Source organism: Actinacidiphila sp. bgisy160 (assembly GCF_057707815.1).
This window is the reverse complement of record NZ_JBYIQW010000005.1, coordinates 62,265-87,563: the sequence shown is the minus strand read 5'-3', so window position 1 is coordinate 87,563 and position 25,299 is coordinate 62,265. Positions and strand designations below refer to the sequence as shown.

General features: G+C 72.5%; 22 protein-coding genes. 11 read left to right on the top strand and 11 right to left on the bottom strand.

Annotated elements, in window-relative coordinates; translation table 11 throughout:
• Positions 1–250 precede the first annotated feature (250 nt).
• Positions 251–1,696, top strand: a complete 1,446-nt coding sequence (locus AC3EUJ_RS07105; RefSeq protein WP_431960124.1) for an ABC transporter permease — start codon at positions 251–253, stop codon at positions 1,694–1,696.
• A gap of 99 nt (positions 1,697–1,795) precedes the next feature.
• Positions 1,796–2,482, top strand: coding sequence for an ABC transporter ATP-binding protein (locus AC3EUJ_RS07100; RefSeq protein ID WP_431960123.1), 687 nt, complete (start codon positions 1,796–1,798; stop codon positions 2,480–2,482).
• A 78-nt stretch (positions 2,483–2,560) separates the two neighbouring features.
• Here AC3EUJ_RS07100 and AC3EUJ_RS07095 read toward each other — a convergent pair whose 3' ends face one another.
• From AC3EUJ_RS07095 to AC3EUJ_RS07085, 3 genes are all read right to left on the bottom strand, one after another.
• Entirely contained in the window at positions 2,561–3,073 is a 513-nt protein-coding gene (locus AC3EUJ_RS07095; protein ID WP_431960122.1) for a hypothetical protein, read from the bottom strand.
• Positions 3,074–3,120: 47 nt separating this feature from the next.
• Positions 3,121–3,306 (bottom strand): hypothetical protein, encoded by a 186-nt coding sequence (locus AC3EUJ_RS07090; protein ID WP_488180948.1) that lies wholly within the window; start codon positions 3,304–3,306, stop codon positions 3,121–3,123.
• A gap of 87 nt (positions 3,307–3,393) precedes the next feature.
• Positions 3,394–6,744: a S8 family peptidase gene (locus AC3EUJ_RS07085; RefSeq protein ID WP_431960120.1), complete on the bottom strand. Its 3,351-nt coding sequence runs from the start codon at positions 6,742–6,744 to the stop codon at positions 3,394–3,396.
• 300 nt (positions 6,745–7,044) lie between these two features.
• Here AC3EUJ_RS07085 and AC3EUJ_RS07080 point away from each other — a divergent pair, with 300 nt between their 5' ends.
• Positions 7,045–8,058, top strand: coding sequence for a LacI family DNA-binding transcriptional regulator (locus AC3EUJ_RS07080; protein ID WP_431960119.1), 1,014 nt, complete (start codon positions 7,045–7,047; stop codon positions 8,056–8,058).
• Positions 8,059–8,070: 12 nt separating this feature from the next.
• Positions 8,071–8,601 carry a GNAT family N-acetyltransferase gene (locus tag AC3EUJ_RS07075; protein ID WP_431960118.1) on the top strand — a complete coding sequence of 177 codons (531 nt, stop codon included), beginning with the start codon at positions 8,071–8,073 and terminating at the stop codon, positions 8,599–8,601.
• Between the two features lie 37 nt (positions 8,602–8,638).
• Here AC3EUJ_RS07075 and AC3EUJ_RS07070 read toward each other — a convergent pair whose 3' ends face one another.
• On the bottom strand, positions 8,639–9,679 hold the full coding sequence (locus AC3EUJ_RS07070; RefSeq protein ID WP_431960117.1) for a hypothetical protein: 1,041 nt from the start codon (positions 9,677–9,679) through the stop codon (positions 8,639–8,641).
• A gap of 66 nt (positions 9,680–9,745) precedes the next feature.
• On the opposite strand from AC3EUJ_RS07070, the gene AC3EUJ_RS07065 reads away from it, so the two are divergent.
• On the top strand, positions 9,746–10,900 hold the full coding sequence (locus AC3EUJ_RS07065; protein ID WP_431960116.1) for a cystathionine gamma-synthase: 1,155 nt from the start codon (positions 9,746–9,748) through the stop codon (positions 10,898–10,900).
• A gap of 45 nt (positions 10,901–10,945) precedes the next feature.
• On the opposite strand, the gene AC3EUJ_RS07060 is transcribed toward AC3EUJ_RS07065, so the two are convergent.
• Genes AC3EUJ_RS07060 through AC3EUJ_RS07050 form a run of 3 tightly spaced genes read right to left on the bottom strand, consistent with a single transcriptional unit; the run spans position 10,946 to position 12,182 of the window.
• Positions 10,946–11,194: a hypothetical protein gene (locus AC3EUJ_RS07060; protein ID WP_431960115.1), complete on the bottom strand. Its 249-nt coding sequence runs from the start codon at positions 11,192–11,194 to the stop codon at positions 10,946–10,948.
• Positions 11,191–11,655 carry a sigma factor-like helix-turn-helix DNA-binding protein gene (locus tag AC3EUJ_RS07055; RefSeq protein ID WP_431960114.1) on the bottom strand — a complete coding sequence of 155 codons (465 nt, stop codon included), beginning with the start codon at positions 11,653–11,655 and terminating at the stop codon, positions 11,191–11,193. Before AC3EUJ_RS07055 ends, AC3EUJ_RS07060 begins: the two co-directional genes overlap by 4 nt.
• Positions 11,656–11,687: 32 nt before the next feature.
• Complete coding sequence (locus tag AC3EUJ_RS07050; protein ID WP_431960113.1) at positions 11,688–12,182, bottom strand: MarR family winged helix-turn-helix transcriptional regulator; 495 nt, start codon at positions 12,180–12,182, stop codon at positions 11,688–11,690.
• Between the two features lie 175 nt (positions 12,183–12,357).
• Here AC3EUJ_RS07050 and ilvA point away from each other — a divergent pair, with 175 nt between their 5' ends.
• From ilvA to AC3EUJ_RS07035, 3 genes are all read left to right on the top strand, one after another.
• Entirely contained in the window at positions 12,358–13,575 is a 1,218-nt protein-coding gene (gene ilvA, locus AC3EUJ_RS07045) for a threonine ammonia-lyase (RefSeq protein ID WP_431960248.1), read from the top strand.
• A gap of 205 nt (positions 13,576–13,780) precedes the next feature.
• On the top strand, positions 13,781–14,743 hold the full coding sequence (locus tag AC3EUJ_RS07040; protein ID WP_431960112.1) for an ATP-binding cassette domain-containing protein: 963 nt from the start codon (positions 13,781–13,783) through the stop codon (positions 14,741–14,743).
• Entirely contained in the window at positions 14,740–15,597 is an 858-nt protein-coding gene (locus tag AC3EUJ_RS07035; protein WP_431960111.1) for an ABC transporter permease, read from the top strand. The genes AC3EUJ_RS07040 and AC3EUJ_RS07035 overlap by 4 nt, the downstream gene beginning before the upstream one ends.
• 119 nt (positions 15,598–15,716) lie before the next feature.
• Here the strand turns inward: AC3EUJ_RS07035 and greA are convergent, their stop codons facing one another.
• Positions 15,717–16,214, bottom strand: a complete 498-nt coding sequence (gene greA / locus AC3EUJ_RS07030; RefSeq protein ID WP_431960110.1) for a transcription elongation factor GreA — start codon at positions 16,212–16,214, stop codon at positions 15,717–15,719.
• A gap of 179 nt (positions 16,215–16,393) precedes the next feature.
• The gene (locus AC3EUJ_RS07025) at positions 16,394–16,804 is read right to left on the bottom strand and encodes a DUF4307 domain-containing protein (protein WP_431960109.1); all 411 of its coding nucleotides are present in this window, start codon (positions 16,802–16,804) and stop codon (positions 16,394–16,396) included.
• A gap of 107 nt (positions 16,805–16,911) precedes the next feature.
• Here AC3EUJ_RS07025 and mca point away from each other — a divergent pair, with 107 nt between their 5' ends.
• Positions 16,912–17,784, top strand: coding sequence for a mycothiol conjugate amidase Mca (mca, locus tag AC3EUJ_RS07020; protein ID WP_431960247.1), 873 nt, complete (start codon positions 16,912–16,914; stop codon positions 17,782–17,784).
• Positions 17,785–17,788: 4 nt separating this feature from the next.
• Positions 17,789–18,052 (top strand): hypothetical protein, encoded by a 264-nt coding sequence (locus tag AC3EUJ_RS07015; protein WP_431960108.1) that lies wholly within the window; start codon positions 17,789–17,791, stop codon positions 18,050–18,052.
• A 48-nt stretch (positions 18,053–18,100) separates the two neighbouring features.
• On the opposite strand, the gene AC3EUJ_RS07010 is transcribed toward AC3EUJ_RS07015, so the two are convergent.
• Positions 18,101–18,412 carry a hypothetical protein gene (locus tag AC3EUJ_RS07010; protein ID WP_431960107.1) on the bottom strand — a complete coding sequence of 104 codons (312 nt, stop codon included), beginning with the start codon at positions 18,410–18,412 and terminating at the stop codon, positions 18,101–18,103.
• An 82-nt stretch (positions 18,413–18,494) separates the two neighbouring features.
• Complete coding sequence (locus AC3EUJ_RS07005; protein ID WP_431960106.1) at positions 18,495–21,653, bottom strand: tetratricopeptide repeat protein; 3,159 nt, start codon at positions 21,651–21,653, stop codon at positions 18,495–18,497.
• Positions 21,654–21,888: 235 nt separating this feature from the next.
• On the opposite strand from AC3EUJ_RS07005, the gene AC3EUJ_RS07000 reads away from it, so the two are divergent.
• Complete coding sequence (locus AC3EUJ_RS07000) at positions 21,889–25,284, top strand: S8 family serine peptidase (protein ID WP_488180947.1); 3,396 nt, start codon at positions 21,889–21,891, stop codon at positions 25,282–25,284.
• Positions 25,285–25,299 lie beyond the last annotated feature (15 nt).

Below are 25,299 nucleotides of genomic sequence, written 5' to 3'. Positions count from 1 at the left end.
CCGACCTTCTCATCCGGTCCGCGTTCCCGCCCGGCCTTCCGCGAATCCGCCGCCGGCCCGGCCCGGCGGGGTGCGGGAGGGCCAGGGCAAGGTACTGCAGCCGCCGCGCGGCTCCTGGGGGAGGGGTTTCTCATGCGCCTCTCATCCACCGCTCAGGCTCTCATCACGGCCGGTTCCTAGCGTCGCGGCAGCGGAGAAGGAGCACTGACCTCCCCCCGCTTCCCGTTTTCCTGACTCGGCGAGGAATCGCATGTTCTTCACGTATCTTCGGCGCGAACTCCGACGCCGCAGAAAGGCGGCGCTCGTCATCGCGACGGGCCTCGCACTGGGCATCGCCCTGGTGATCACCGTCAACTCGGTGTCGGCCGGCATGCAGCAGGCCCAGGGCAAGGTGCTGGAGTCGCTGTACGGCCTGGGCACCGACATGACCGTCACCAAGGCCGCCGACCCCGGCTCCTCCTCGGAAAGGCCGCGCTTCCGGTTCGACGCGCGCGGCGACGACAAGGAGCAGAGCAGCGACCACGTCATGGTGCAGGGCTTCGAGTCGCTGCAGTCGTCGGTCGTCGACCAGGTCGCCGGGCAGAGCGGGGTCAAGGCGGCGGTCGGCGGGCTGAGCCTGGTCGTCATCAAGGTCAACGGCCAGTTCCAGCGCGGCGAGTTCCAGCAGGCGCCGGGCAGCGGCACCCGGCCGCGCGGCCAAGGCGGCAGCGGCCAGCCGCAGGGCACGGTGCGCGGCGGCGGCGCCGACTTCGACATCAACAACTTCACGGTCTACGGGACGGACGTCGGCCACCTCGACCTCGGCCCGCTGACCTCGTCGAAGATCACCTCGGGGAAGACCTTCACCAGCGCGCAGGGCAACGCCAAGGTGGCCGTGCTCGACAGCGCCTACGCGAAGCAGAAGAAGCTGACCGTGGGCAAGACGCTCACCATCTCCGGCACCAAGTTCGAGGTCATCGGCATCGCGACCGCCGACAGCGGTTCCTCCTCCGCCAACGTCTACATCCCGCTGAAGCAGGCGCAGACGCTCGCGGACGCCAAGGACAAAGTCACCACGATCTACGTCCAGGCCAGTGACTCCAAGAAGATCGACTCCGTCAAGTCCGCGATCCAGAAGAACATCTCCGGAACGACGGTGACCACCTCCTCCGACCTGGCATCCACGGTCTCCGGCTCGCTGAGCACCGCCTCCGACCTGGCGACCAACGTGGGCAGGTGGCTGTCGATCGCGGTGCTCGTCGCGGCCTTCCTCGTCGCGGGCCTGCTGACCTCCTCCGCCGTCAGCCGCAGGGTGCGCGAGTTCGGCACCCTCAAGGCGCTGGGCTGGAAGAGCGGCCGGGTGACCCGGCAGGTCATGGGCGAGGCGATCGTCAACGGCCTGGTCGGCGGCGGGCTCGGCATCGCCCTGGGCCTCGGCTGCGCGTACCTCATCACCGCGATCAGCCCCACCCTGGAGGCGACCGTGGGCGGGGCCGGCGGCGGTGCCGAGGGACCGGGCGGCGGCTTCGGGCCGGGCGGGCCGGCCCGGCGCGCGGCCTCCGGCGCCCTGAAGATCGCCCTCGAGGCGCCGGTCGAGGTCGACACCATCGTCCTCGCGGTGGTCCTGGCGGTCGCGGGCGGTCTGGTCGCCGGACTATTCGGCGGCTGGCGGGCCTCGCGGCTGCGCCCGGCGGACGCCCTGCGCCGCGTCGAGTAGCCCGTACCCGCCCCACGAGACCGGGGGCCGCGTTCCGCACCTTCCCCCCGGCGTGGCGCGGCCCCCGCCCTTCCCCTTCAGGACTTCAGGAGTCACCTCATGTACAAGCTGAGCGGCGTGACCAAGCGCTACTCGCGTGGCAAGGACGTCGTGGACGCGCTGCGCGGCGTCGACCTGGTGATCGAGGACGGTGACCAGCTCGTCGTCCAGGGCCCGACCGGCGGCGGCAAGTCGACGCTGCTGCAGATGCTCGGGGGTCTCGACCGCCCGACGGAGGGTTCGGTGGAGCTGGACGGCGTCGACCTGGCCCGGCTGAGCGAGGCCCGGCTGACCAAGGTCAGGTCGCAGAACATCGGCATCATCTTCCAGAGTTTCAACCTGATCCCGACCCTGACCGCCCAGGAGAACGTCGAGACCGCCCTCGTCCCGCTGGGCGTGAAGGCCTCCGAACGCCGTACCCGCGCCGCCGAGGCCCTCGCATCCGTCGGTCTCGGCGACCGACTGCACCACCTGCCCGGCGAGTTGTCGGGCGGTCAGCAGCAGCGCGTGGCGATCGCCCGGGCGCTGGTGAAGCGCCCCAAGGTGCTGCTCGCGGACGAGCCCACCGGTGCCCTGGACGAGGGCACCCGCGACGAGATCCTCGCCCTGCTGGAGGGGTTGTGGAAGGAGTACGGGCTGACCTTCGTCATGGTCACCCACGACTCCGCCATCGCCCGGCGCGCCACTCGGGTCGCCACCATCGAGAAGGGCCGGGTCACCGTCACCGAGCGGACCCCCGCGGCCTGAGGCCGCCGCCGCACCTGCGGCCCCGCGGCCCCGCGGCCCCGCGGCCTCCGGCGCGCGTCGCCGGGGGCCGTGAGGCGTTCAGTCCGTGACGCCCAGGTCCTCGCGCATCAGGCGCTGCAGCGTCCGCAGCAGCGGTTCCGCGTCCCGCAGGGCCTCCAGCGCGCTGTGCGGGCTCTCGCCGTCCCGGGCGAGGCCGCGGTCGAGCCGCTTGGCCGCGGCGTCCGCCGCCGCGAGGACTTGGTTGACGTCTCGCGAGGCCGCCAGGACGCGTTCCGGGACGATCATCTGCGCCTCGGCGTACCGGTCCCGGTACTCACGGCGGGATTCCTCGACCTGGTCCCGCTCCTCGGCGGAGTAGACCCCGTCCCTGATCCGGTGCAGGGCGTCCTTGAGCAGCGTGTGGAACTGCCGCGAGGCCCGGTTCATCGCCGTGTAGGCCGTCCGCCGTTCCTCGAACCGGCGCAGCCGCTCCGCCTCGGCGGCCTCCGCCAGGCGGCGCCGGTCCGTGCCGCGCTGGGCGAGCACGGGGGCGAACAGGGTGCCGAGCACTCCGACGACAGCAGTGATCATCGCGCCGAGCGTGGCATTCATGGTTCGCTTCCTATCCCGCCCGGCGGGACGGCGCAAGAGACGGCCGGTCAGTGGCGCTGCGCGCCGGCCGGGAGCTCACGCAGGGTCACGGTGACTGCGGTGGAGCAACTACTCCCGTCGAACGCGTGGTTCGGCATCCTGGTGGCGTCGGTGCTGCGCGCGTCCTCCGAGCCGCTGCGGAGCAGGACGCCGACTGCCGTGCGGCCGTTGCGGGCGCGGCAGAGATCGGGCACGGGCCCGTGGAGGGCACAAGGGCGGTCGACCCGCCCGGAACGGCGGATTCCGTTCCGGGCGGGTCGCCTGCCGTCCTACGCTTCGACCTACTTCGCGAGATACGCGTTGTAGATCACCTGGGACAGGGTGTTGCCCTTCTTGTCGCTGACCAGGGCCTTGAAGGAGACACCCCTGCCCGCCGTGGGGTTCTTCAGCGTCACCTTGCCGCTCCTGACCGTCAGCTTCGACCAGTGGGCGCCGCCGTCGGTGGAGACGTACACCTTCAAAGACTTCAGGTCGCGGCCCGCGGCCGCGCCCTGGACGGTCACTGGCATCTTGACCGTGGCCTTCGCCTTGGAGGTGCTCATGGCGGACAGGGACGGGGTGAAGCGCACCACGGAGACCGGCAGAGCGGCCGGGACGTCACCGCCGACGTGCCTGGAGGAGAACGTCCAGGACGCGGTGATGCGGGTGCTGACCGCCGCGGTCGAGGCGCGGGTCACCGAAGTGGTCAGCCGGTAGCCGGCCTTGGCGCCCGGGACGGTGAAGACGGCGCCGTCGTCGAGCGTGCCGTTGTAACTCCCGACCTTCGTCCCGCCCCGGTACAGGATCGTGGTGGCCCTGTCGTACGACGAGAAGCCGCTGTGGCCCTGACCGTCGGTGAAGAGGCCTACCGTGCCCGAGATCTCGTCACCGGAGCGCACGATGCCGGAGTGGCGGTCCAGCTTCGGGCCGAAGACGCCGACGTTGAAGCTGCGGCTGTAGCTCTTGCCCTTGGTGAAGGTCCGGGCCGGCGCCTCGTAGTACCCCTCGGACATCTCGCCCGAGGCGTCGGTCTGCAGGAAGTCCTGCGCCCAGGAGACGCCGGAGGCGTTGACGTACACGGCCTTGGTGAAGGGCAGCCCGGTGAGGAAGCCGCTCGGCGTCACCATGGCCCGGTTCACGAACGGGGTGGTGAAGACCGCGCCGAGCTTGCGCTTCACCGAGGAGCCGCCGGTGGTGGTGATCCTCGCCAGGTCGGCGCTCCGCACGGTCCTGGTGTAGCCCGTGTAGAACGACTTCGTGCGGCCGTACGCCACCGTGTAGACCTTCGAGCCGTGCTCGAACAGCCCGGCCACGGTCGCCTGATACTGGGCGGCGGTCAGCGCGGGGCCGGAGTGCGCGGTACGGAAGTCCCGCAGCGTGCCGGCGTTGAAGCTGAGGCCCGCGCCGGCGGCGCCGTAGTTCAGGTTGTAGCCGACCATGAGGTCCGACTGCCTGGCCGCCCGGTCCGGCAGCGTGAACACGAACGGCTTGGCCTTGCTCGCGTCGAGCGTCAGCTCGGTGTCCTTGGTGAGCTTGACCAGCGGGCGGTTCACCCAGTTCGCGCTCTTGATCGTCTGGCCGTCGGCGGCGAGCCTCACGATGAGGCTGTCCACGGCGTAGCTGCCCTTGGGCAGGCGCAGCACCGTGCTGCCGCTGTCGTTGGTGACCTCCTCGAAGGTGTCGCCGTCCAGTCCGAGGACGAGCGTGTCGTAGGCCGCGGCCGGCCGTCCGTCGCGGTCCAGGTTGTTGATCCGCAGGTCGTACGACTCGGCCTCGCGCACCACGCCCGCGGCGGTGCGCACCGACCGCGTCCCGTCGCCGGCCACCACGGCCGCGCTGTAGGCGCCGTCGAGGCTGCCGCCGAGGGTGGTGTCGACGGTCAGCGTGGCCTGCGCGGTGCCGCCGGCGGGCACGGTCAGCTGCTGCTTGTCGAGGGTGAAGAAGCCGGCCGGCGCCGCGGCACCGGCCGGGTCCTTGCCGGTGACCGACAGGTGCAAGGTGACGTCGGAGTCACCGGAGTTCCGGTACGTGATCGTCCTGGACTGCTGGGTGTCGTCGGCGTGCGGCCACCGGGCGACGCCGAAGCTCAGCGAGACCGGTTCTGCGACCACGTCCTGGTGGATCGCCCCGGCCAGGTCGATCTGGCCGGAACCCTGCTGGAAGGCGGTGTAGCCGCCGTCCGTCGTGGAGCCGACCAGCGCGGCCTTGATCTGCCGGCCCGTCCAGTCCGGGTGCTCCTGGGCGAGGATCGCCGCGGCGCCCGCCACGTGCGGAGTGGCCATGGAGGTGCCGGAGATGGTCAGGTAGCTCCCGTCCGGGGTGTGCGGGACCTCGGGGTCGGTGTCGATGACACTGCCCGCGGCCGCGGCCGCGGTGATGTCCACGCCGGGGGCGGTGGCATCGGGCTTGATCGCTCCGTCGCCCACGCGCGGGCCGCGTGAGGAGAAGTCGGCGAGCTTGGAGTCCTTGTCGACCGCGCCGACGGTCAGCGCGGCGTCCGCGCTGCCGGGGGAGCCGACGGTGGAGTCGCCGTCGCCCTCGTTGCCCGCCGCGATGACGAACAGCGTGCCGGTGTCGGCCGACAGGCGGTTGACCGCCTCCTCGATCGGGTCGACGCCCGGGGTGTCGGTCCCGCCGAGGCTCAGGTTGGCCACCTTGGCGCCGGAGGCGGCGGCCCACTCCAGGCCCGCGATGATCCCGGCGTCGTCGCCGAAGCCGTCGTCGTCCAGCACCTTGCCGCTGATGATCCGCGCGCCCGAGGCCACGCCTTTGTAGGCACCGGCCGACTTCTCGCCGGTGCCGGCGGCGATGGAGGCGACGTGGGTGCCGTGGCCGAAGTGGTCGAGCAGGTTGTCCGCGGTGGAGAAGTTCTTCTCGGCGACCACCTGACTGGTCAGGTCCGGGTGGCTCTTGTCGACGCCGGTGTCCAGCACCGCGATCGTGACGCCGGTTCCGTCGTAGCCCGCGTCCCAGGCGTCCGGCGCGTGGATCTGCCGGGTGTTCCAGCTCGGTTCGGCCGCGGCCTTCTGGATCGCGTTCAGCCAGACCGTGCGCAGGCCGGACTCGGCGGTGGCGTACGGGGAGCCCTGCGGGGCGTCGGTCAGCGCCGTCCAGACGCCGGAAGCGCAGTCCTCGGGCGCGGTGACGGCCTCGCCGCCCAGCGGCGCGAAGGTGTGGGTCACCTCGGTGCCCTGGGCGCGGTGCAGTTCGGTCCGCGCCTCGGGCCTGCTGCCCCGGTAGGTGACGATCAGTCCGAGGCCGTGCCGCTCGGCGGCCTTGCGGTACTCGGCCCGGCGCAGCGTGGTCACGTCGAAGAGCCGGCGGTCGACCCGGCCCTGCGCGATCAGCTGCACCGCGTCCTGCGGGACGACGTAGACATGGCCGTGCTGCCGGCGTATCTGCACCGGTATGTTCTCGCGCCCCTTGGCGCGTTTGAGGGCGACAGGCCTGCCCTGCGAGTCCACGGCGACCCGGTCGCCCGTGATCAGCGTGATCCACACGCGGTCCCTGACCGCCGTGGCGGACGCGGAGCCGGCCGGCTCCGCGGCCGACGGACCGGCCGCCGAGGCCGGTACGGCGGCGCCGGCGGTCAGCGCCGCCACGACCCCCGTCGCGAGCGCTGCCGCGCGCGCCTTCTTCCATCGTCGGTGCAACGTATCCCCTTGTGTCTGCGTCATGACACGCGGGAGCGCTCGTTCCCGGGCGCGCGCACGCGATGTTCCCCCACGGCGTTCCCCCCGGTGAAGCCCCCGCCTTGCATACGCAGTATGTGCCGCCTGTCGCGGACAGCTCAAGCGTCACATCGAACGCCAAGCCGGATTCGGCCATGAGGGTGTCGAAGCGCTTCGACTCCTGTCTGGACAGGGATGTGGGGGTCCGGATACCGTCTGTGTCGAAGCGCTTCAACGCTTTCGGCACGCGCCTCGACACTTCTTGGGGGACGGAGACACGCGATGGCCACACTCGCCGAGGTAGCCCGGCACGCCGGGGTTTCCGCCAGCACCGTCTCGTACGTCCTGAGCGGCAAGCGGTCGATCTCCGAGGGCACGCGTCGGCGGGTCGAACGGAGCATCCAGGAACTCGGCTACCACCCGCACGCCGGCGCGCGGGCGCTGGCCAGCAGCCGCTCGAACATCATCGCCCTCATGGTGCCGCTCCGTACAGACATGTACGTCCCCGTCATGATGGAGATCGCGATGGCGGTCGCCACGACGGCCCGTCAGCACGGCCACGACGTACTCCTGCTCACCGGCGAGGAGGGCCCCACCGCCGTCCGCCGGGTCGCGGCCAGCGGACTCGCCGACGCGATGATCCTCATGGACGTCGAGCTGGAGGACGAGCGCATCCCGCTGCTGCGTGCCGGGAAACGGCCCGCCGTGCTCGTCGGACTGCCCGCCGACACCGCCGGACTCACCTGCGTCGACCTCGACTTCGTCGCCACCGGCGCGCTCTGCGCCGACCACCTCGCGGACCTCGGCCACCGCTCCGTCGCCGTCGTCGGCGAGGCCGCCGCGGTCTACCGGCGCCACACGGGCTTCGCCGAACGCACCCTCCAGGGCCTGCGCTCCCGCGCCGCCGAACGCGGACTGCGGCTCATCCACCGCCCCTGCGAGGGAAGCTACGAGTCCACCGCGGGCACCCTCTCCCGCATCTTCGAGGAACGGCCCGACACCACCGCCCTCGTCGTCCAGAACGAGTCCGCCATCGCCCCCCTTCTCGCGCTCCTGCGCCAGCAGGGCCGCGCCGTGCCGGAGGACCTCTCCGTCGTCGCCGTCTGCCCCGACCAGGTGGCCACCCAGGCCGCCCCCCAGCTCACCTCGGTCGCCATCCCCGCGCAGCAGATGGGCCGGCACGCGGTCGAACTCGTCATCGCCAAGCTCAACGGCAGCCCGACGGAGGAGGTACGCCTCCTCGGCCCCGAACTCACCGCCCGCGCGAGCAGCGGCCCAGCGCCGTCCGCGGGGTGAGAGGATCTTGGCATGACCGGCCAACACCACGCCGTCACCGAACCCCACCGGCCCTTTGCCGAAGCGGTCCGGCTCGACCTGTCCGATCCCGACACCCTGCGTCAACTGTGGGACCTTCAGCGGGCCTCCTACGCGGTCGAAGCCCGGCTCATCGGCTTCGACGGCATCCCGCCCCTGCACGAGTCCCTTGAGCAGTTGCGGGCATGTGACGAGTCCTTCCTCGGCGTTCGCGATGAGTCGGGACTTGTCGGAGCGGTCGCCTGGGCCCGCTTGCCGAACGGTGCTCTGGACATCTGCCGGCTCGTGGTCCATCCCGTCGCGCACCGTCGCGGTGTCGCAACGGCACTGCTCGACGCCCTGGACTCGATCGAGCCCGCGGAACTGACCGTCGTCTCCACCGGAACCGCCAACCTGCCCGCACTCGCGCTCTATCGTCGGCGCGGATTCGTCCCTGTCGTCGAGCGCCGGATCGTGCCCGGTGTCTCGGTCACGCTGCTGGAGCGCAGGACGGCATCAGCGCTCCGGCCAGTCCACAACTCCTGAGTATCGCCTCCTCACGGGAGGGCAGGCGTGGCGTGCGTCAACGGGTGTGCCCGCGCTCGGAGTTCCACTCCAGCCCGGCGAGCGCCTGCGCGCGGTGGGCGGTGTACGCCGCGGCCGGGTCGGGGTCGTAGGCCCAGGGGGCCGCGCCCGCGTAGCCGTCGACGGCGCGGAACTGCTCGACCGCCTCGAAGAAGCGCTCCGCGCGCAGCAGGAAGGCCGCCAGCAGGTGCCGAACCACGGGCAGCACCGGGTCGGAGGGGGAGGCGTGCTCGGTGGCGTAGAGGGCGCCGCCGATGGCTCGGGAGACGACCTCGCTCTCGTAGAAGCCGCGGACGAGGATGACGTCCGGCTGGTGCGCGAAGACCTCGAAGAGCGGCAGCGCCGGCAGCAGGCTGCCCTCGGGAGCGGAGGAGGCGGCCCGCTCGGCGAAGTCGCGTGCGGCGTCCTCCGGGAGGCGGGCGAGGGCGGCCAGGTGGGCACCCATGTGGTGCGGGGCGCGGGAGGTGATCTTCTCCCAGGCCGGGTCGAAGTCCCCGTCGGCGGCGAGCGCGACGATGTACGGGACGGGGTCGCCCGGCGCGAGCAGCGCGGCCTGGTCGGCGACCGTGCGGGCCTCCTCCAGGATCATCGCCACGTCCGGGGAGCCGGCCGGCTCGCGCCGGGCCCGCTGCACCAGGAACGCCGCGTGGACGGCCGCCCCGCCGGCGTCCTTGGCGTCCTCGACCCGCCAGGTGCGCAGCCACGCCGCGCCCGTACCGGCGGCCTGCGCCAGCTCGACCGCCGCGGCGCCGGCCAGGGTCTGCACCCGCTGCCAGCGGAGCTCGCCCTCGGCCGGGGTGCCCTTGAGGAGGGCGGCGACCGCGCGCCAGTCCTGGGTGCGCTGGGTCACGGTCAGCGCCTGCGTCAGCTCGTCGTCCGGTCCCGGCAGCCGGATGTCGATCTCCTCCCGCGGCACGAGGCCGTACCGGGCGGGATCGACCGTGGCCACGGCCCGCACACCGCGGCCGCGCAGCATGCGGGGCACCAGCACGATCGCGGAGATCAGCAGAACGCCGTACAGCACCCACAGGAATTCCATGATGAGCAAGCCTACGCGGGCCCGCCCGGCACGTCCCGGCCCGCGGCGCGCACTACGCTCGGCGGTATGAGCGAGCAGCAGCACCAGAACTTCGAGACCCTCGCGATCCACGCGGGTCAGCCGGCCGACACCCGGACCGGGGCCGTGGTCACGCCGATCTACCAGGTCTCCACGTACAAGCAGGACGGGGTCGGCGGCCTGCGGGGCGGCTACGAGTACAGCCGCTCCGCCAACCCCACCCGCACCGCGCTGGAGGAGAACCTCGCGGCGCTCGAGGGCGGCCGCCGCGGCCTGGCGTTCGCGTCCGGCCTGGCCGCCGAGGACTGCCTGCTGCGCACGGTCCTGAAGCCCGGCGACCACGTCGTCATCCCCAACGACGCGTACGGCGGCACCTTCCGGCTGTTCGCGAAGGTCGTCGAGCGCTGGGGCGTGCGGTGGTCGGTCGCCGACACCTCCGACCCGGCGGCGGTCCGGGCCGCGCTGCGGCCGGAGACCAGACTGATCTGGGTCGAGACGCCCAGCAACCCCCTGCTCGGGATCACCGACATCGCGGCGCTGGCGGACATCGCGCGCGGCGCGGACGCCCGGCTCGTCGTGGACAACACCTTCGCCAGCCCCTACCTGCAGCAGCCGCTGGCGCTCGGCGCCGACGTGGTCGTGCACTCCACCACCAAGTACATGGGCGGGCACTCGGACGTGGTCGGCGGCGCGCTGGTCGCGGCCGACGCGGGGCTCGGCGAGGAACTGGCGTACCACCAGAACGCGATGGGCGCGGTCGCCGGTCCGTTCGACGCGTGGCTGGTGATGCGGGGCATCAAGACGCTGGCGGTGCGCATGGACCGGCACAGCGAGAACGCGGCCCGGGTCGCGGAGTTGCTGTCGCTGCACCCGAAGGTCACCCAGGTCTTCTACCCGGGCTTGCCCGAGCACGCGGGGCACGATGTCGCTGCCAAGCAGATGAAGCGGTTCGGCGGCATGGTCTCCTTCCGCGTCGCGGGCGGCGAGGAGGCGGCGGTCGAGGTGTGCAACCGGGCGCGGCTGTTCACGCTGGGCGAGTCCCTGGGCGGCGTCGAGTCCCTCATCGAGCACCCGGGCCGCATGACGCACGCCTCGGTCGCGGGTTCCGCGCTGGAGGTGCCGGCGGATCTGGTGCGGCTGTCGGTCGGCATCGAGTCGGTGGACGACCTGCTGGAGGACCTGCGCCAGGCGCTGGGCGCGTAGGGCCGCACGCGGCCGACGGGCGGGGGTTCCCCCTCCGGTCGGCCGCTACCAGTCGCCGATGCCCGGCGTCGTGTCGAGCGGTTCCGCGGACGGCCACCACAGTGCCGCCAGGACGAGCCCGACGGCGATCCCCACGACGAGCAGCGTCCACAGGGCCGCGTGCAGCACGCGGCGACGGGCCAGGACGCGGCGGCCGCGCTCGGCGGCGCGCGGGGCGAGGTCCACCGGTACGGCGGGGTGCGGCCCGTCGAGCAGCCGGCGGACCTCCTCCTGCTTGCGGTCGTACGCGCTCACGACGCGGCCTCCCGCACCCGGGGGGCCGCGCCGCCGCGGACGGGCCGGCTGCGCAGGACCGCGGTGGCCCGCAGGGTGATCGTCCGTACGCGTTCCGACGGCATGCCGAGCTGCGCGGCGGCCTGTTCCTCGGCGATGCCCTCGTACAGCCGCAGTACGATCACCAGCCGCTCCCGCACGTTGAGCGGCCCGAGCACCCCGCCGCGCGGGCGGCGCCACCAGGGCCGGTGGGCGAAGCGGCGGACCATCTCGGCGCGGGCGCAGGCGTACGGGTCCTCGCCGCGCATCCGGAACCAGTCCGCGTAGGTGCGCGACAGGGCGGCGCAGAGCAGCTCGGTCCCCTCCGTCCGGTCCCCCGTGAGCAGGACGGCGACATGCAGCAAACGCCCTGCCGCGCCTGCCGCGAACGCCTCGAACTCGGCCTCGCGCAGGCGCTCCGCTGCCTCCCGGCGCTCTCCCACAGCGACATGGGACGGCAGACGGCGACCTCAGGTCAAGAGTTCTGCTCGTCTCCCTGTGTGACGGAGGAGTGGTACCGCGCGAGCGCGGTGTTGAACCGGCCGAGGAGATCGGTGAAGGACTCGCGCTCCTGCGGCGTCCAGTCCTCCGTCACGACCTCCATGAGCCGCTGTCGCGAGCTGCGGACCTCCTCCAGACGCGAACGCCCGCGGGGGGAGAGCGCGAGCACGACCGCCCGCCCGTCCTCGGGGTGGGAGGTGCGCTTGACCAGTCCGCTGTCCACGAGCGGGGCGACCTGCCGCGTGACGGTGGAGGAGTCGATGCCCATGCCCTCCGCGAGCGCCTTGACGCCCATCGGGCCCTCGTCGTCCAGGCGGTGGAGCAGCAGGTAAGCGGCCCGGTCCATGGAGTTGCGGGCCTTGCCGACGCCACCGAGGCGCGTCTGTTCCGCGCGGCGGGCGAAGAGCGCCACCTCGTGCTGCAGGCGCTCCAGGAGGTCGGTCGTGATCTCCGAGGGGGGAATGGGCATGGCCGGAAGCTCGCGTTCTGTCGGTCCTGCGAAGGTTGGGAGAAGAGTACGCGGAGAGCGTCACCCGGGGACCCCGCCGCGGAAAACTGCTCGGTCCGTCCGGGCGGTGGCCACTGCTGCAAGACTGGGGACCATGGAAAGCCCCGCAAGTCCGGCACGTTCCACGGGTCGCGCGATGGTGACCGCGCGGCCGTGTCCCGTCACCATCGACGATGTGCGCGGCGCGCACAAGATGCTGTCGGGTGTCGCGCGTGTGACACCCATGGAGGGCAGCCGTTACCTGTCCCGTCTGGTGGCCGCGCCGGTGCACCTGAAGTGCGAGAACCTGCAGCGCACGGGCTCGTTCAAGGTGCGCGGCGCCTATGTGCGGATCGCCGGTCTGCGGCAGGAGGAGCGTGCGGCGGGCGTGGTGGCGGCGAGCGCCGGCAACCATGCGCAGGGCGTGGCGCTGGCCGCGTCGCTGCTCGGGGTGCGCTCCACCGTCTTCATGCCGGCCGGGGCCCCGCTGCCGAAGGTCGCGGCGACCCGCGACTACGGGGCCGAGGTGCGGTTGCACGGGCATGCGTTGGACGAGACGCTGCGCGCCGCACGGGAGTACGCGCAGGAGACGGGGGCGGTCTTCATCCACCCCTTCGACCACGCGGACATCGTCGCCGGGCAGGGCACGGTGGGCCTGGAGATCCTGGACCAGTGCCCGGAGGTGCGCACGATCGTCATGGGGATGGGCGGCGGCGGGCTCGCGGCCGGTGTGGCGGTGGCGGTGAAGTCGGTGCGTCCGGACGTGCGGGTCATCGGGGTGCAGGCGGCGGGCGCGGCCGCGTACCCGCCGTCGCTGGCGGCGGGGCGGCCGGTGGGGCTGGACTCGGTGGCCACCATGGCGGACGGCATCAAGGTGAGCTGCCCGGGGGACGTGCCGTTCGCCATCGTCCGGGAACTGGTGGACGAGGTGCGCACGGTCAGCGAGGACGAGCTGTCGAGCGCGCTGCTGCTCTGCCTGGAGCGGGCGAAGCTGGTGGTCGAGCCGGCCGGGGCGAGCCCGGTGGCGGCGCTGCTGTCGCGGCCGGAGTCCTTCGACGGGCCGGTGGTCGCCGTGCTGTCCGGCGGCAACGTCGACCCGCTGCTGATGGAGCGCATCCTGCGGCACGGCATGGCGGCCGCCGGGCGCTACATGTCCTTCCGGCTGCGGCTCACGGACCGGCCGGGAGCGCTGGCGGCCCTGCTGGAGATCCTTTCCGCGAGTGACGCGAACGTGCTGGACATCGCGCACGTCCGCACGGATCCTCGGCTGGGACTGACCGAGGCGGAGGTCGAGCTGCAGCTGGAGACCCGCGGTCCCGAGCACCGGGCCGCCGTGGCGGAGGCGCTGCGTACGGCGGGATACGCGCTGCTCTGAGCCCGTTCGGTCCGCATTGTCAGTGGCGTGCGGCATGGTGGAATCGGGTGTCGTGGACGCGGGACGGCGCGCGAGGGCGGAGTGCGGTAAATCCGCTTGACGCGATATATCGCGTCTGGGATGCTCGCGACACATCGTGGTGCGCTGCCGTGCGGCCGCGCGCCCCAGTCCCCATGCACCCCAAGCCCCGAATCGGAGACATCGCATGCCAGGCGCCATCCATGCCGAAGGTCTGGTGAAGACCTTCGGCGACGTACGGGCACTGGACGGAGTGGACCTCGACGTCCCTGAGGGGACCGTCCTGGGCCTCCTCGGCCCCAACGGGGCCGGGAAGACGACCGCCGTGCGCGTCCTGACCACCCTGCTGCAGCCCGACAGCGGCAAGGCCGTCGTGGCCGGGATAGACGTGCTGAAGCACCCCAACGAAGTGCGCCGGCAGATCGGCCTTTCCGGTCAGTTCGCGGCGGTCGACGAGTACCTCACCGGCCGCGAGAACCTGCAGATGGTCGGCCAGCTCTACCAGATGAGCGCTCGGGACGCGAAGGCCCGCGCGACGGAGCTGCTCGACCGCTTCAACCTCGCCGAGGCGGCCGACCGCACGGCCAAGACCTACTCCGGCGGCATGCGGCGCCGGCTCGACCTGGCGGCCGCACTGGTCGTCAGGCCGCCGGTGATGTTCATGGACGAGCCGACCACCGGCCTCGACCCCCGCAACCGCCTCGCGCTGTGGGAGGTCATCCAGGACCTGGTCGCCGGCGGCACCACGCTGCTGCTCACCACGCAGTACCTGGAGGAGGCCGACCACCTCGCCCACGACATCTGCGTGATCGACCACGGCAAGGTCATCGCCCGCGGCACCTCCGACGAGCTGAAGGCGCGGACCGGCGGCGAGCGCGTCGAGGTCGTCGTCCACGACCGCGAGCACCTGGTGACCGCCACCGAGGTGCTGAACGGCTTCGGCAAGGGCGAGACCGCCGTGGACAACCACACCCGGCGGATCACCGTTCCGGTCACGGGCGGCGCCAAGCTGCTCGCCGAGGTCATCCGCGAGCTCGACACCCGCGGCATCGAGATCGACGACATCGGTCTGCGCCGGCCCACGCTCGACGACGTGTTCATGTCCCTCACCGGCCACGCCGCCGAGGAGAAGGAAGAGGAGTCCCAGTGACCACGGTGACCGACGCGGTCTCCACCAGCGCGCCGCGCACCCCCAACCCCATCGTGCAGTCCGTACGCGACTCGCTGGTGGTCGCCCGGCGCAACCTGATCCGTATGCTGCGCATCCCCGAGGTCGTGATCTTCGGCCTCGTGCAGCCGATCATGTTCGTGGTGCTGTTCAGCTACGTCTTCGGCGGCTCCATGAACGTCGGCGGCTCCACCAGCCCCGCGCTCTACCGCGAGTTCCTGATGGCCGGCATCTTCGCCCAGACCGTGACCTTCGCCACCGCCGGCGCCGGCGCGGGCATCGCGGACGACATGCACAAGGGCCTCATCGACCGCTTCCGCTCGCTGCCCATGGCCCGCGGCGCGGTGCTCACCGGCCGCACCCTGGCGGACCTGGTGCAGACGGCCCTCACGGTCGTGGTGCTCGCGATCGTCGCCGTGCTCGTCGGCTGGCGCGTCCACGAGGGCCTGCCCAAGGCGCTCGCGGCGTTCGGCCTGCTGCTCCTGCTCGGCTACGCCTTCTCCTGGATCGGCGCCCTGATCGGCCTGTCCGTCCGCACCCCGGAGGCGGCCACCTCCGGCGGTCTGATCTGGCTGTTCCCGCTGACGTTCATCTCGAACGCCTTCGTGGACTCCAACCAGATGACCCCCTGGCTGCGGCACATCGCCGAGTGGAACCCGTTCAGCGCCACCGTGCTGGCCTGCCGGGAGCTGTTCGGCAACCTGCCGCCCGGCTACCGGACCCCGGACGTCTGGCCGATGCAGCACCCGGTGCTCGCCTCGGTGCTGTGGTCGATCGTCATCATCGCCATCTTCCGCACCCTCGCGGTGCGCAAGTACCGCTCGGCGACCGCCTGACCCCCCTCCCGCGGGCGCATTCCCGCGGGACGCGGACGAGCCCCCGGCCGGAAGGCCGGGGGCTCGCCTGCGTCTGCGGGGCGACGCCGGGAGCCTGGAGCTCCAGGGCGCGGCGGCCGTCAGCCGCTGTGCGGCTTGGCGTCGAGGATCTTCACCGAGGCCTTCTTGCCGTTCGGGAGCTCGTACGAGGCGTCCTCGCCGATCTTCTTGCCGTTCACGCCCGAGCCGAGCGGAGACTGCGGCGAGTAGGTCTCCAGCTCGGAGGACACGTACTCACGCGAGCCGAGCAGGAAGGTCAGGGTGTCGTCAGGGTCGCCGTCGAAGGCGATCGTCACGACCATGCCGGGCGCCACCACGCCGTTGTCCGCCGGGGCCTCTCCCACCTTCGCGTGCTGCAGGAGCTGCGTCAGCTGGCGGATCCGGAGCTCCAGCTTGCCCTGGTCCTCACGCGCCGCGTGATACCCGGCGTTCTCCTTGAGATCGCCTTCCTGGCGGGCTTCCTCGATCTTGGCGACGATCTCGGCGCGTGCGGGACCCGACAGGTGCTCCAGCTCGGCCTTGAGCTGGTCGTACGCCTCCTGGGTCAGCCAGGTGACGTTCTCGCTGGTCTGGGTCACAGGTGCTCCTCGTCGTACTCGAACTCGCTTGCTTACAAATGATCGCCCTACCCAGAAAGATGCGTCTTCGCGGGAGGGCGAAACCACGAGCGTAACAATTCCCCCCGACAAACGGCGAGAGGGAAATCATCGGGAAGCCATAGACCCAGGTCAAGGGGTGAATGGCCGGGCAGGTCGGATCAGCCGGCCGGCTGGCAGCCGACCAGTTCCGCAGAAGCGCCGTGACTCGTGGTGCGAATGGTGACGACGGTGTCGATGCGACCGGTGTGCTGTTTGAGGCGAACGTCCTTACGGCCGACCTCGCTGTGGTCCTCGGCGAGCGAGCGCAGGGTGCACACCGCCGTGACCCCGGCGTCCTTGCGTACCTCGATGTGGACCTGGACCTCCTGGTCGGAGACGACCTGGAACTTGATGACCTCGGCGCTGACCTCGGTGCCGGCGAGCTTGTCCCAGCCGATCCAGCCGAGGAACAGCAGCAGGACCACACCGAGCACCGAGCCCACGAGCCGCAGCCTTCGGTCCGCGCGCGCGTCGTCGTCGGTACCCCGCCCGTACCGTCCCTCGGGCAGTCCGTCGCGCACCGCGCTCATGAATCAGTCCTCCCGGGGCCCGGGGAATCCCGCCTTGGAATCAAACAGCCCCTCGCTTCGGTCACTATAGAAGCCGCTACCTACGACCCATGACTGAGGATCCGACCTTGACCGAGCAGCTGCGACTGATGGCCGTGCACGCACACCCCGACGACGAGTCCAGCAAGGGCGCGGCCACCATGGCCAAGTACGTAGCCGAGGGCGTCGACGTCCTGGTCGCCACCTGCACCGGTGGCGAGCGTGGTTCCGTGCTCAACCCCAAACTGCAGGGCGACAAGTACATCGAGGAGCACATCCACGAGGTCCGCGCCAAGGAGATGGACGAGGCGCGAGAGATTCTCGGCGTCGAGCAGTCCTGGCTCGGCTACGTCGACTCCGGGCTCCCCGAGGGCGACCCGCTGCCCCCGCTGCCCGAGGGCTGCTTCGCCCTCCAGGACGTGGACGAGGCCGCGGGCACCCTGGTGAAGCTCATCCGCGAGTTCCGCCCGCACGTGATCACCACGTACGACGAGAACGGTGGCTACCCGCACCCCGACCACATCATGACCCACAAGATCTCGATGGTCGCCTTCGAAGCCGCCGGCGACCCCGAGCGCTACCCCGAGGCCGGCGAGCCGTGGACGCCGCTGAAGCTCTACTACAACCAGGGCTTCAACCGGCAGCGCACCGTCGCCCTGCACGAGGCGCTGCTCGCCCGTGGGCTGGAGTCCCCGTACGGCGAGTGGCTGGAGCGCTGGCAGACCGCCGACCGGCCGGAGCGCAACATCACCACGCACGTGCCGTGCGCCGACTTCTTCGAGATCCGGGACAAGGCCCTGCTCGCCCACGCCACCCAGATCGACCCCGACGGCGCCTGGTTCCACGTCCCGATGGAGCTGCAGAGGGAGGTCTGGCCCACCGAGGACTACGAGCTCGCGAAGTCCCGGGTGGACACCTCCCTCCCCGAGGACGACCTCTTCGCGGGCATCCGGAAGAATTGAGCGCGTGAACGCGACATTCGGCACGGCCGCAGCCCAGCTCGTCCCCCTCGCCGTCAAGGACCTGGACGAGAACAAGGTGACGCCCGGCCTCCTCGGCTTCGTCATCTTCGCCCTCATCGGCCTCTCCCTGTGGTGGCTGATGAAGAACATGAACAAGCAGTTCAAGAAGATCGACTTCGAGGACCAGCCGCAGCAGGCGGAGCAGCCGTCGGAGTCGCTCGAGGCATCCGCCGCCTCCGGCGCCGAGGGCCCCGGCCGAAAGGGCTGAGGCACGCCGGGCACCCGCTCCCCTGCCCGGGAGGGATGCCCGGCACGCTCACTCCGGCGCGGCGACCGTGACCCGCGTGAAGAGCAGCGGGACGCCCTCGTCGCCGGAGCGGGTGTACGGGGTCCGCACCGCGACCACCCGCACCTCGTGGTCGTGCACGGCGACGTGCCCGCCGACGGCCGGCACGGGCAGCGCGCCGCTGGAGACGATCACGGCGAGGCCGTCGTCGGCGCCCTCCGGCGCGTCCCGCGCGAAGGTGATCGTGTGCCGCTCCGGGCTCTCGTGATGGACGCCGGCCTCGCGCGGCAGTGCCCGATCCCGGTCGCGGATGGGCCGGAGCGCTGCGGGCAGCCGGCCCATGGTTCGTCCTTGGGCGGCCGGGTCCCGTCGCGACGGTCATCCGCGGGACGCCGCGGAGCCGGTGACGCGCCGGGCCGGGCGCTCAGCCCTCCACCGCCCGGTCCACCGGCACGGCCATCACCATCCGGGCACCCCGCGACGGCACCATGCCCAGCCGCCACGCCTCCCATGGCGTGCCCGGCTCGACACCGCGCTCCAGCAGCAGGGCGTAGGTCTCCGCGTACTCCCGCAGGTCCAGGTCGCGGCCCTCGTGCAGGTCGTCCGTCAGCCGGGCGAGCCGCTCGCGGGCCTCGACGGCCCCTTCGCGCGAGAGCAGCGGCAACAGCGTGCACTGCAGGAAGTGTGCCCACGCCAGGCCGCGCCGGTCGCCCATACCGGCGAAGAGCCGCTCCGCCTCCCGGACCAGGTCCAGGGCCGCCGGGACGCGGCCGTTGCCGGCGTCGATGACGGCGAGCTCCACACAGGACCAGCCCTCGCCGTGCGGCACCCCGGCGCGGTGGAAGTCGGCCCGGGCGTCCTGCAGGAGCTGGCGCGCGAAACCGCTGTTGCGCAGGTTGCCGGTGAGCGCCGCCCGCTGGTCGCGGGTGACCCGGGCGGAATGGTGGCGGGCGCAGGCCAGCCCGTAGACGTCCCGCATCCGGCTGAACATGGTGCGGGAGCGCTCCAGGGCCCGCAGGGCGGCGTCCAGCTCGCCGCCGTCCTCCAGCGCCTGGCCGAGGTAGTACAGCGACCACGCCTCGCCGCGGGCGTCCTCGTTCGCGCGGTGGCGGGCCAGGGCCTCGCGCAGCAGGTGCTGGGCGGCGCCGGCGTCCCCGCGCAGCAGGCGGGCGCGGCCGAGCTGGGTGGTGGTCCAGGCCTCGCCGCGGGGGTCGCGGGTCGCGGCGTAGCACTCGCCCGCGGTCCGCAGCTCCGTCTCGCCGCGCTCGGCGTCGCCGAGCCGCAGCAGCAGCTGGCCCAGCTGCAGGTGCGCCCAGGCCTCGCCGTGCACGCTCTCGCTCTCCCGGTGCAGGGCCAGCGACTCGGTCAGCAGCTCGTACGCCTGCGCCGGCCGGCCCGCGTCGCGCAGCACCGCCGCCAGCGCGTGCTGCGTCCAGGCCCGGTCGGCCCGCAGCTCGTCGCCGGCCTGCAGCTCCAGGGCCTCCCGCAGCTTGACCTCCGCCTCCCGCAGGCTGCCCTGTTGGTGGAGCGTGATGCCCAGGCTGCACAGGGCGCGGGCGGCGCCCGCCGGGTGCTGCGCCTCGAAGTACAGGTCGACCACCGACGACAGCGTCGAGCGGGCCTTGTCCAGCTCGCCGAGCTGCCGCGCGGCGATGCCGGTGCGCCACTGCACCGAGCGGACCAGCACCGACTGGTCGGCCTCCCGCTGGTGCGCCTGGGCCAGCTCGCTGATCTCGCCCAGCCGGTACAGGTCGCCGCGGAGCAGGCAGTAGTCGCACAGCGCGCCGAGCAGGTGCTGCACCACCCGCTGGTCGACGCCTTCGGAGTGCCGCAGCGCCGCGGTGATGAAGCTCGACTCCTCGTCCAGCCAGCGCAGCGCCTGGTCCAGGGAGGGGAAGCCCTGCGGGCCGAAGCGGTCGGCGCGGGTCGAGGTCCGGCCGTCGACGAGCCGGATCACCGCGTCGGCCAGCTCGGAGTAGCTGCGGATGAGGCGCTCCTGGGCGGCCGCCCGCTCGGCCGGCTCCTCCTCGTCCAGCAGGCGCGCGTGCGCGAAGCGCCGTACGAGGTCGTGCAACCGGTAGCGGCTGCCGCGCACGTGCTCGATCAGACCGGCCGAGGCCAGTTCGCCCAGCCGCCGGGCCGCCTCCTGCTCCTCCGCCCCCAGCAGGGCCGCGGCGGCCGCCGCGCCGAGGCTCGTCCGTCCGGCGAGCGCGAGCCGCCGCAGCAGCCGGCGGGCCGGCTCGGGCTGGTCGTGGTAACCCAGTGCCAGCGCCCGGTCGACCGGGCCCACCGGGCCGTACGCCGCCAGATCGGCCGCCAGCCGCTCCGCGCCCCGGTCGGGCAGCGAACTGCCCGCGATGCGCAGCGCGAGCGGCAGACCACCGCACAGCCGCCGTACGGCGTCGGTTGCGCCCTCCCCGTCCGCCGCCGTGCCGGCCTCAGGCGTCAGCCCGGCCAGCAGCTCCCGCGACGCCGCCGCCCCGAGCGGATCGACCGGGAGGGCGTACACGCGGGCCGCCGGCACGTCGAGGTCGATCGGTTCGGCCGATGTGACCAGGACGAGGCTGTCGGAGCGCTCCGGGACCAGGGCGCGGATCTGCTCGGGCCCGGCGGCGTCGTCGAGGACGATGACGACCGGAACGTCGGTGAGGTGCTTCTGGTACTGGTCGGTCAGGCGCCGCAGATGCTGCTCCTGGGAGGTGCGTTCGCGGAACAGGAGCTGTTCGCGGGGCGCGCCCAGCCGGTTGAGCAGGTGCAGCAGCGCGTCCCGTACGGGCAGCGGGCGCTCCCCGGGCGCGGCGCCGCGCAGGTCGACCACGCAGGCGCCGCGGAACTGGTCCTTGAGCTGCTGGGCGGCGCGCACCGCGAGCGTGGTGCGCCCCGAACCGGCCTGGCCGTGCAGGACGACCACGACGGGCTCCGAGGCGGGGGAGACCCGCGCCTGGTGCACCCACTGGGCGATCTGCCGCAGCTGGTCCCGGCGGCCGGCGAACGGCCCCTCGGTGGCGGGGAGCTGGGCGAAGGACTGCTCCAGGACGCTGCGCCCCCGCGCGGCGGCGCTGCGGTCGGTGCGGCGCTGCGCCGGCACCTTCGCCGGGGCCGGTACGGCGCGCCGGCGTTCCAGGAACGGCCGTACACCGCGCTGTTCCACGGCCTCCAGCCAGGCCCGCCGCAGATCCTGCGGCCGGGCGCCGCCGCCGCCCGTCGTCAGCGCGGCCGTCACGGCCGCCCCGGCGAGCGCCACCACGCCGCCCACGCCCAGCGCCGTGGATGTCGGCGTGCCCCAGCCGAGGTCCGCCACGCACGCCGCGACGGCGGCGACCGCGGTCACCAGCGCCGGGGTGACCAACGACGACCGGCGGCCGGCGCGTTCCGCCGCCAGCGCGGCGGTGTAGGCGGCGTACTCGGCCGACGTCTCGGCCGCGATCGCGTCGACCGCCGCCCGTGCCTGCCGCAGCGCCTCCTCCCCGGAGTGCCCGTCCCGCAGCTCACCGGCGACGGCGCGTTCCAGCAGCCGTAACACCTCGGCCCGGTCGGACGTGCTCAGTTGCGTCTGCCGTTGCGGCGTCTGCTTCGTCACCACTGGCCCCCTCGGTAGCCGCCGGTCCCCAAGTGTCCTGCCGAACGCGCCACATCGCGACACCGCGTCCGCGGACGGGCACGCCCGGGCACCACTGAAGGGGCCGCGCCGGGCCGCGGCTTCATCGCCGTTTGGGCTCCTTTGCGGCTCCCGTGCCGTGGCGCAAAGGTGACTTGTCCTCTGACCGACAGGCGAAAGTGCTGACCCCTGGGAGGCGCCGGCGTCACGCTGTCGCGTCATGAGACACATGAACAGCAGATGGCGGCCGGAAGGCGGAAGCCCTCGGACGCGGTACGTGGCGGCCGCCGCCCTCGCCGCGCTTCTGGCCGGTCTGACCGCGACCCCCGGTGCCGCCCAGGGCACCGGCCCGGACACCCGGCGGGCCGGCGCGGACTCGCGGGGAACGGCTGCGTCCGGCACGCACGGCCTGACCCGGCAGCACGTCACCCTGGTCACGGGCGACCGCGTGACGCTGCTGACGGGCCCGTCCGGCAAGCAGAGCGTGTCGGTCGAGCCCGCCGAGGGCCGCGAGGGCATGAGGTTCGTCAAGCGTCAGGACGGCGGACAGTGGACGGTCATCCCCGTCGACGCGCTGCCGCTGCTCGCGGCGGACCGTGTGGACCGCGCGCTGTTCAACGTCTCGGCCCTGGCGAAGGGGAAGTACGCGGAGCGGTCGGCCCTGCCGCTGATCGTCCAGTACGCCGGTGACGCGGGTGCCGCCGAGCGCCGGCTGACCGCGGCCGGCGCCGCCGACGTCGGCACCGTCGCCGGCACCTCCTTCGCCACGCTGTCCGAACGCCGCGAGGACGCGGGCGCGTTCTGGAAGGGCATCGCCCCCGGCAAGGCCGGCGCGACGGCCTTCGGCGCCGGTGTGCGCCGGGTGTGGCTCGACGGCACGGCGAAGGTGCAGCTGGACACGACGGTGCCGCGCATCGGCGCGCCGCACGCGTGGGAGAAGGGCCTGACCGGGGACGGGGTCAAGGTCGCGGTGCTGGACACCGGTTACGACCCGAACCACCCGGATCTGAAGGGCCTGGTGGTGGAGTCGGCGAACTTCACCGGCGAACCCGACGCCGCCGACCTCAACGGTCACGGCACCCATGTGACCTCGACGGTGGCCGGTTCCGGCGCCGCCTCCGGTGGCCGGTACAAGGGCGTGGCGCCGGGCGCGCGGATCCTCGCGGGCAAGGTGTGCACCGCGGACGGCAACTGCGACAACTCCGCGATCATCGAGGGGCTGGCCTGGGCCGCCCGGCACGGCGCCAAGGTGATCAACCTGAGCCTGGGTGACACCGACACCCCCGAGACCGACGCGATCGAGGCGATGGTCGACACCGTCACCCGTGACTACGGCACCCTGGTGGTGGCCGCGGCCGGCAACAACGGGTCCGGCAGCAGGGTCTCCTCGCCGGCCTCCGCCGACCGGGCACTGGCCGTCGGCGCCGCCGAGGCCGACGACGACCGCGCCGACTTCAGCTCGGTCGGCCCGCGCATCGGTGACTCCGGCCTGAAGCCGGACCTGATCGCACCCGGCGTGAACGTCACCGCCGCCATGGCCGGCGGGACCACCGCCGAGGACGGCTACATCGCGATGAGCGGCACCTCGATGGCCACCCCGCACGTCGCCGGCGCCGCCGCCATCATGTTCCAGCAGCACCCTGAATGGACCCCGGAGCAGGTCAAGAGCCGGCTGATGCAGACCACGGCCGGCGCCAAGGAGCACGGCGCCTACTACCAGGGCGCCGGACGCGTCGACATCGCCCGCGCCGTCGACCAGCAGGTGGCCGCCGAGCCCACCGCCCTGGACTTCGGGCTGATCCAGTGGGCCGACGGCAACCGGCCCCCGGTGACCAAGACCCTCACCTACCGCAACCCCGGCACCACACCGGTCACCCTGCGCCTGACGCACACCGCCGGCCGAGGCAGGCTCGACGAGCCCGCTCCCCAGGGCCTGTTCACGCTCGGCGCCGATCAGGTCACCGTGCCCGCCGGCGGCTCCGCGGACGTCACCCTCACCGTCGCCCCGCAGGCCACCACCCAGTACGCGGCCTACAGCGGCGTGGTCAGGGCCACCTCCACCGACGGGAAGGTCTCGGTCCGCGTCCCCTTCGGCGTGGACCTGGAACAGCCCTCCCACGAGCTGCGCCTGACCCTGAAGGACCGCGCGGGCAAGGCCCCCGAGTACGCCTACCTGCTGATCCAATCCGCCGGCGGCAGGACCTACGAGCAGGAACTGCTCGGCAAGGACGGCACCACCCTGCGACTGCCGAACGACACCTACTCCGTGAGCGGCTTCTTCTTCGACGCCGACTTCACCGAGGCCGTCGCGGTCGGTGCCCCGGAGGTCGTCACCACCGCCGACCGGTCGGTCACCATCGACGCACGCACCGCCAGGCCCGTCACGATCTCCGCCCCCAGCCGCACCGCCCGCATCATGTCGGCCGAGATCGGCACCCTGAGCCTGGCCGACGAGCTCCTGTCCGTCACCATGAACGACGCGGTCGGCGACGACCACATCGAGCACCTCTACGCCACGCCGACCGCACGGGTGAAGGACTCGGCGTTCACCTACATCGTCAGCGGCGTGTGGGGCGAGCCCGTCGCCGCCGACGGCAACCCCTCCTCGGTGTACTACCTCACCCGGCCGGTGCACGGCGGCATCCCCGAGGACCCCGGCTACCACCCCCGCAAGTCCGAGCTGGCCACGGTGAACACCACCTTCGCCGCCACGGCACCGGGACTCGACGCCGTCCGCCTGGTGTGGACATGGGTCGACGGCTACGAGCTCGGCGGGATGTACATGCAGGGACTCCCCGTCCCCGGCCACCGCGTGGACTACTTCTCGGCGCGCGACGGGGTGCGCTGGCGGACCGCCTTCGACCAGTGGAACTTCCTCGACCCGGAGAGCATCCGCGGCCAGAGCTACCTGAGCACCGTGCACACCTACCGCCCCGGCTCCAAGGTCGAGGAGCGCTGGAACGGCGCGGTCCAGGCCATCGGCTTCGTACCCGGTGAGACGAACATCCACCGCGAGGGCGACACCATGACGTACATCCTCCAGTACGCGGCCAACGGGAACCTCGACTACCTCGCCGACAGCCAGGCCAGCCTGCCCAGGACGGAACTGCGGCGCAACGGCGTTCTGGTCTCGCAGGAGATGAGCGGGACCGAGGTACCGGCCGACGCCACCCCGGCCGACTACCGTCTGACGGTCGAGCAGGAGCGCGACCTCGGCCCCAGCCTCGTGTCCACGAGCACACGCGCCGAATGGCGGTTCCGGTCCGCGACCACGGCGACGCGTCAGGCGCTGCCGCTGTACGCGGTGCGCATGGCGCCGGAGCTCGACGACCGGAACCGGGCCCGGGCCGGACACCGGCTCGACATCCCGGTGCTGATCCAGCGCGCCCAGGGCGCCTCCGAGCAGGCCATCCGCACCTTCACCACCGAGGTCTCCTACGACGAGGGCAGGACCTGGCACCCCGCCGAGGTCCGCGGCTCCGGCACCAAGCGCACCGTGACCGTGCGCCATCCGCGCAACGCCTCGGGCGGCTCGGTCAGCGTGCGCACCTACGTCAAGGACGCCGCCGGCAACTCCTTCGAGCAGACCGTCCTCAAGGCGTACCTCCTCAAGTAGCCGCGTAACGGCACG